The 7,560-nt window shown below is 45.1% G+C and carries 4 protein-coding genes; all 4 read left to right on the top strand.

From position 1 onward, the window contains the following. Positions 1 to 60: 60 nt before the first annotated feature. The 4 genes from ssnA to RDS42_RS10065 all read left to right on the top strand — a co-directional run bounded on the left by ssnA (position 61) and on the right by RDS42_RS10065 (position 7,553). Entirely contained in the window at positions 61 to 1,398 is a 1,338-nt protein-coding gene (gene ssnA / locus RDS42_RS10080) for a putative aminohydrolase SsnA (RefSeq protein ID WP_308783551.1), read from the top strand. A 31-nt stretch (positions 1,399 to 1,429) separates the two neighbouring features. After that, on the top strand, positions 1,430 to 4,429 hold the full coding sequence (gene ygfK / locus RDS42_RS10075) for a putative selenate reductase subunit YgfK (protein WP_308783550.1): 3,000 nt from the start codon (positions 1,430 to 1,432) through the stop codon (positions 4,427 to 4,429). Between the two features lie 91 nt (positions 4,430 to 4,520). Continuing rightward, positions 4,521 to 7,085, top strand: coding sequence for a selenium-dependent xanthine dehydrogenase (gene xdh / locus RDS42_RS10070; RefSeq protein WP_308783549.1), 2,565 nt, complete (start codon positions 4,521 to 4,523; stop codon positions 7,083 to 7,085). Positions 7,086 to 7,088: 3 nt separating this feature from the next. After that, positions 7,089 to 7,553, top strand: coding sequence for a 4Fe-4S binding protein (locus tag RDS42_RS10065; protein WP_308783548.1), 465 nt, complete (start codon positions 7,089 to 7,091; stop codon positions 7,551 to 7,553). Positions 7,554 to 7,560: the final 7 nt, after the last annotated feature.

The raw sequence follows: 7,560 nt of genomic DNA, 5'->3' as shown, positions 1-7,560 counted from the left end.
AGAACTGAATGATAACAGAAAGTAGTTAGAAGAATTATACAAGTTAAGGAGGGTTATATTATGCTTATTATTGGTAATGGCAGAATGATTACAAGAGATGCATCCAATCCTTTTATTGAAAATGGTGCAGTTGCTATGGATGGAAATACAATTGTCATGGTGGGAGAACTGGAGACTGTAAAGGCTGCTTATCCGGATGCGGAATTTATTGATGCGAAGGGCGGAGTGATCATGCCGGCGTATATTAACGCTCATGAGCATATTTACAGTGCTTTTGCCAGAGGTCTGAGCATTAAAGGATACAACCCACAGGGATTTCTGGATATACTTGATGGACAATGGTGGACCATCGACCGTCATCTGACACTGGAACAGACAAAATTGTCTGCATATGCCACATACATTGATTCTATTAAAAACGGTGTGACAACTGTATTTGACCATCATGCAAGCTTCGGACATATCACAGGTTCCCTGTTTGCAATTGAGGAGGCTGCAAAGGATCTGGGAATTCGTACCTGTCTCTGCTATGAGATCTCAGACCGTGACGGTATGGAGAAATCCAGAGAATCTGTAATGGAAAACGTAAACTTTATCAAACATGCTCTTGCAGATGACAGCGATATGATTGCAGGAATGATGGGTATGCATGCATCCTTTACCATTTCTGATGAAACCATGGCTCTGTGCAATGAGCTGAAACCGGAAGGTGTTGGTTATCATATTCATGTGGCAGAAGGAATCTATGATCTTCATCAGTGCCTGAAAGAGCACAGCAAACGGATTGTGGACCGCCTTTATGATTGGAATATCCTTGGACCAAAAACTCTTCTGGGTCACTGTATCTATATCAATGAGCATGAAATGGATCTTATCAAAGATACAGATACCATGGTGGTACATAATCCGGAATCTAATATGGGTAATGCCTGCGGATGTCCTCCAACCATGGCACTGGTTCACAAGGGGGTTCTTACCGGTCTTGGTACAGACGGCTACACTCATGATATGACAGAATCCTGGAAGGTGGCAAACATTCTGCATAAACATCATCTCTGCGATCCGAACGCTGCATGGGGAGAGGTTCCGCAGATGCTGTTTGAAGGAAATGCAAAGATTGCAAACCGCTACTTTAAAAAAGAACTGGGCGTTCTGAAAAACGGTGCGGCAGCAGATGTGATCGTTGTTGACTATGATCCTTTGACACCGATGCGTGCGGATAATGTAAACGGACATCTTCTTTTCGGTACTACAGGAGCAATGGTGCAGACTACCGTATGTAACGGAAAGGTTCTGATGAAAGACCGTGAAGTTCTTGTCTGTGACGAGGCGAAGATGATGGCGGATTGCCGTCAGGCTGCAAAAGAGCTTGCTGACGACATTAACACTGGTAAATAAATATAGAACTATCATCTGGGAGGTAAAAACAATGAGTGAAAAAATGACCTGTATGTCCTTTGGACAGTTAATGGACTGGGTTTTAACTGAGCATAAAGAAAAAAATACTGTATTTGGCGTACACAGAGCATATCAGGCAGATACTGCCAAGGCTATGGAGATTTTCGGAAGAAATCTGGAAACGCCTATTGGACCTGCGGCAGGCCCGAACACCCAGCTTGCACAGAATATTGTTGCTTCCTATTACGCAGGAGCAAGATTCTTTGAACTGAAGACTGTTCAGAAAATGGACGGAGACGAACTGGCTGCATGTATCAGCAGACCATGTATCCTTGCAGAAGACGAATGTTATAACTGTGAGTGGTCTACAGAACTTTATGTTCCGCAGGCTATGGGAGAGTATATTAAGGCATGGTTCATCCTTCATGTAATGGCAAAGGAATTCGGCCTTGGAGGAACAGACGGATTTCAATTTAACATTTCTGTAGGTTATGACCTTGCAGGCATCAAGGAGAAAAAGATCGATACCTTTATCGACAGCATGAAAGATGCAAAGGATACAGATATATTCAAAGAATGCAGACAGTGGCTTCTTGATAATGCAGATAAATTTGAAAAGGTGACAAAAGAAGATATTGAAGCAATTCCTTCAGAAATCTGTAATTCTGCTACAATCTCTACACTTCATGGATGTCCTCCAAATGAGATCGAGAGTATTGCAAATCATCTGTTTAAAGAAAAGCACCTGAACACCTTTATTAAATGCAATCCTACCCTTCTGGGATATGAATTTGCAAGAAAGACCATGGATGACATGGGCTACGATTACATGATGTTTGGTGATTTCCACTTTAAGGATGACCTTCAGTATAAAGATGCCATTCCGATGTTCAAACGTCTTCAGGCTCTGGCAGATGAGCTGAACCTTGCCTTTGGCGTTAAGATCACAAACACCTTCCCGGTAGACGTGACCAGAAATGAGCTTCCAAGCGAAGAGATGTATATGTCCGGAAAATCTCTATTCCCGCTTTCTATTTCTCTGGCTGCAATGCTTTCCAGAGAATTTGACGGAAAACTGCGTATTGCATATTCCGGTGGTGCAGACTTCTATAACATTGACAGAATCGTAGGCTGCGGTGTATGGCCAGTAACAGTTGCTACAACAATTCTCAAGACCGGAGGATATCAGAGATTCACCCAGATGGCAGAAAAGGTTATGGCAGACGGTGTGAAACCATGGACAGGAATTGACGTAGAGGCTCTGGAAAAACTTGCTGAGGATGCAAAAAAAGATCCTCATCATGTAAAGAATATCAAACCTCTTCCAAACAGAAAGAGCGATGAGACAGTTCCTCTTCTGAACTGCTATTTTGCTCCATGTCAGGGAGGATGTCCAATCCATCAGGATATTCCGGAATATATCGCGCTTGCAGGAGAAGAGAAATATGCGGAAGCTCTCCGTGTGATCCTTGACAAAAATGCGCTTCCGTTTATTACAGGTACTCTGTGCGCTCATAACTGCATGTATAAATGTACCAGAAACTTCTATGAGGAATCTGTAAATATCCGCGGAACCAAACTTCTTGCAGCGGAAAAAGGTTATGATGAAGTGATCGGCGAGATCCATGCAGGAGAGAGAAATGGTAAGAAGGTTGCCATCGTAGGCGGCGGCCCTGCAGGTATTGCAGCAGCTTATTTCCTTGCAAGAGCAGGCGCTTCTGTTACAATTTTTGAAAAAGAAGCCAAACTTGGTGGTGTGATCCGTTATGTGATCCCGGGATTCCGTATTCCGGAAGCAGCTATTGACAAAGATATTTCCTTTATCGAAAAAATGGGCGTGGAGATCCGCACGAATACAGAGATAACTTCTGTGGCAGATATCAAAGCAGAAGGATATGATGCGGTGATCCTTGCAACAGGTGCAAACAAACCTGGCACACTGAAACTGGAAAAAGGGGAAACAGTAAATGCTCTGAAATTCCTGGCAGATTTTAAGGCAAATGACGGTAAGGTTGACCTTGGAAAGAACGTAGTTGTTATTGGCGGCGGTAATACAGCCATGGATACTGCAAGAGCAGCCAAACGCACCGAAGGCGTTGAGCATGTTTATCTGGTATACAGAAGGACCAAACGCTATATGCCTGCTGCAGAAGATGAGCTTCTGGAGGTTCTGGAAGAAGGAGTAGAATTTAAAGAACTCCTTTCTCCGGTAAGTCTGGAAAACGGAACTCTGATCTGCAAGAAGATGGAGCTTGGCGCTGTGGACGCTTCCGGAAGAGCCGGTGTAAAAGAGACAGACGAGATTGTTGAGGTACCTGCAGATACTGTGATCGTAGCAGTTGGTGAAAAAGTTCCTACAGAGTTCTATGAAGCAAACGGTATCAATGTAAATGAAAGAGGAAAAGCAAAACTGAATCAGGAAACTCTGGAAACCAGTGTGAAAGACGTATATCTGGCAGGTGACGGAGCAAAAGGCGCTGCTACCATCGTTGAGGCGATCCGCGATGTACAGATCGTTGCAAAAGCAATTCTGGGTACCTCTGTTGTTTCTGACAGAGCAGTTACCGGTACAGACGCAGAATGCTACGAAAAGAAAGGTATTCTGAAAGAAGAGAAAGAAGCTGAAAAAGAAAGTCAGAGATGTCTTTCCTGCAGCAAAGTCTGCGAGAACTGTGTAGATGTATGTCCAAACAGAGCAAATATTTCCATTAAGGTTCCCGGAAGGGAAATGGCACAGGTGATCCATGTAGATTATATGTGTAATGAATGCGGCAACTGTAAGACCTTCTGCCCATATGCAAGCGCTCCTTATAAAGACAAATTTACACTGTTTGCAAAGGCTGAGGACATGGATGACAGTACAAACGACGGTTTCGCCGTACTGAATGCAGAAACAAAGGAATGCAGAGTAAGATTCCTTGGAAACACCACAGACTGCAAAGCTGACGATCCGGCAGACACTGTTCCGGCAGGAATCCGCGACCTGATCCTGGCTGTGATCAATGACTATTCCTATCTGTTGTACAAATAAATAATCTGATCAGAAAGTAAAGAAAAGTGAGCGCGTCTCTGTGTTCTGCACAGGGATGCGCTTATGCTGAATATATGTTAGGAGGAATTCTATGTTCAGTTTTTATGTAAATGGAAAAGAATATCAGGAAGAGCAGGATATGAAACTTCTCCGTTTCCTTCGCGACAGACTCCACCTTACTTCGGTAAAAGACGGCTGCAGCGAAGGCGCCTGCGGAACCTGTCATGTGCTGATCGATGGAAAACCGCAAAAAGCCTGTATTCCCTCTCTTTCTATGATGGAAGGCCGACATATACTTACTGTAGAAGGATTTTCAGAAGAAGAAAAAGAGATTTATGACCGTGCCTTTGGAGAGGCAGGGGCAGTGCAGTGCGGCTTCTGTATACCGGGTATGGTCATTAGTGCCAAAGGTCTGATCGACCAGAATCCAGATCCTACCCGTGCTCAGGCAGCTCATGCGATCCGAAATAATATCTGCCGCTGTACAGGATACAAAAAGATCATTGACGGTATCCTGCTTGCTGCAAAATACAAAAGAGAAGGGCTTCCTGAGAAAAAAGAATATACATGGAAACTGGGAGACCGTGTTCCCAGAGTGGATGTCCGCGAAAAAGTTCTGGGTTACGGACAGTATCCGGACGATGTTTACGAAGAGGGCATGATCTATGGAAGCGCTCTTCGTTCCGCTTATCCAAGAGCGCTTGTAAAATCTATTGATACGGAGAAAGCAAAGGCTCTTCCGGGAGTGGTCGGCGTATTTACTGCAGAAGACATTCCGGGAAGCGTAAAGGTAGGTCATCTGAAACAGGACTGGGATGGTCTGATCCCCGTTGGCAAGATCACCCATTATCTGGGAGATGCCATTGCACTTGTGGCGGCAGAGACTCCGGAAATTGTAGAAAAAGCAAAGAAACTTATCAAGATAGAATATGAAGAACTTCCCATGGTCCGTGATCCCTATGAAGCTATGAAGGAAGATGCGCCTCTGGTGCATGGGGATGGAAATCTTCTTGCTCACTGGCATGTACATCGTGGGGATGCAGATAAAGCGATTGAAGAATCTAAATATGTACTTAGTGAAAAATTCCATACACCATGGACAGAACATGCCTTTCTGGAGCCGGAATGCGCGGTAGCTAAACCGGACGGAGAGGACGGTGTGATCATTTATTCTACAGACCAGGGCGTATACGATACACAGCATGAATGTATGGCGTTTCTGGGACTTCCTGCGGAAAAAGTAAAGGTACGCAATAAACTGGTAGGAGGCGGATTTGGCGGAAAAGAAGATGTGACTGTTCAGCATCATGCCGGAATGATTGCTTATCTTACCAAACGTCCGGTGAAGGTAAAACTTACCAGAGAGGAAAGCATCCTGATTCATCCCAAGCGTCACCCTATGGATATGGAATTTACTATGGGCTGTGATGAAAACGGAATCATCCGGGGAGTAAAAGCCACAGTTATTGCTGATACGGGAGCATATGCATCTCTTGGAGGCCCGGTACTTCAGAGAGCGTGTACACATGCCTCCGGTCCTTACAATTACCAGAATTTTGACATTGATGGAAAGGCATATTATACAAACAATCCGCCGGCAGGCGCCTTCCGGGGATTTGGCGTGACACAGACTTGCTTCGGCGTGGAAATGCTGTTGACAAAAATGGCGGAAAAAGTGGGGATTTCTCCATGGGAGATCCGTTACCGCAATGCTATCCGCCCAGGCCAGGAGCTTCCTAACGGTCAGCTGGTAGATGATTCTACAGGGCTTGCAGAAACGCTGGAAGCAGTGAAAGATGTTTACGAAAGCCATCCTTATGCCGGAATTGCCTGTGCAATGAAAAACGCCGGAGTGGGTGTAGGACTTCCGGATTGGGGACGCTGTAAATTATATGTCCATGACGGAAGAGTAGAAATCCATTCCGGAGCCTCCTGCATCGGTCAGGGACTTGGAACGGTACTGGTACAGATGGTAACAGAACAGCTTGGACTGAAACGGAATCAGATCTATTATGATGCTTCCAATACCTATAACGCACCGGATTCCGGAACTACTTCCGGATCCCGTCAGACTCTTGTTACCGGTGAAGCGTGCCGTCGGGCATGTGAGAAGCTTCGCGAAGATCTGAAAGAAAAAAGCCTTCAGGAACTGGAAGGTTGTGAGTATCTGGGAGAATATCTGGCAAAGACAGACGCAATGGGATCCGATGTAAAAAATCCCGTTTCTCATGTGGCTTACGGTTATGCAACTCAGGTATGTATCCTGGATAAAAATGGAAAGATTGAAAAAATTGTTGCAGCCCATGATGTAGGACGGGCGGTGAATCCTCTTTCGGTGGAAGGACAGATCGAGGGCGGCGTGGTAATGTCAGCAGGCTTTGCTCTTACAGAGGAGTATGGGCTGAAGGACTGCAAACCTCAGAATAAATATGGTACACTCGGTCTTTTCCGTGCCAACCAGGCGCCGGAAGTAGAAAGCATCATTGTGGAAAAAGAAGGGCTGAAAGTAGCGGAGGGAGCGATCGGTATCGGCGAGATCACTTCTATCCCTACAGCGCCGGCTATTGCAGGAGCATATTATAAATATGACGGACAGTACCGTACCAGCCTTCCTCTTGTAAATACACCATATGAAAGAAAAAAGAAGGGGGAATGATCAATGGCAAGATTTCCAAAAAAGACGGCCTATGTTGCATGTAACGGCGGGGAACGCTGTCAGAGCTGTTCCTATGGCTGCATGACTTGTTCCTCCTGCATGGAGGCCTGCAGAAAGGATGCTGTTTTTTATAATGCATATGGGGTGGCTGAAATAGATGAACCCAAATGTATTGGCTGTGGCCTTTGTGTGAAAGCATGTCCCCAGGATATCATTCACATTCATCTCACGGATAATCCGTTCCTTGTGAAATGTTCCAATAAGGATAAGGGAGCGGTGGCGAGGAAGGTCTGTGAAGCCAGCTGTATCGGCTGTGGGATCTGTGCAAAAAACTGTCCGGCAGATGCAGTTACAGTTACAGACAATGTGGCAGCGATCAATGACGAACTTTGTCTTGCCTGCGGAAATTGTGCGGTGAAGTGCCCGCGTAATGTGATTGCAGATACACGGGGAATTATTTCAAAATAAGTTAAAA

It is taken from the genome of uncultured Blautia sp. (genome assembly GCF_902497045.1).
Lineage (GTDB): Bacteria > Bacillota > Clostridia > Lachnospirales > Lachnospiraceae > Blautia_A.
This window is presented reverse-complemented; position numbering and strand designations above follow the sequence as displayed.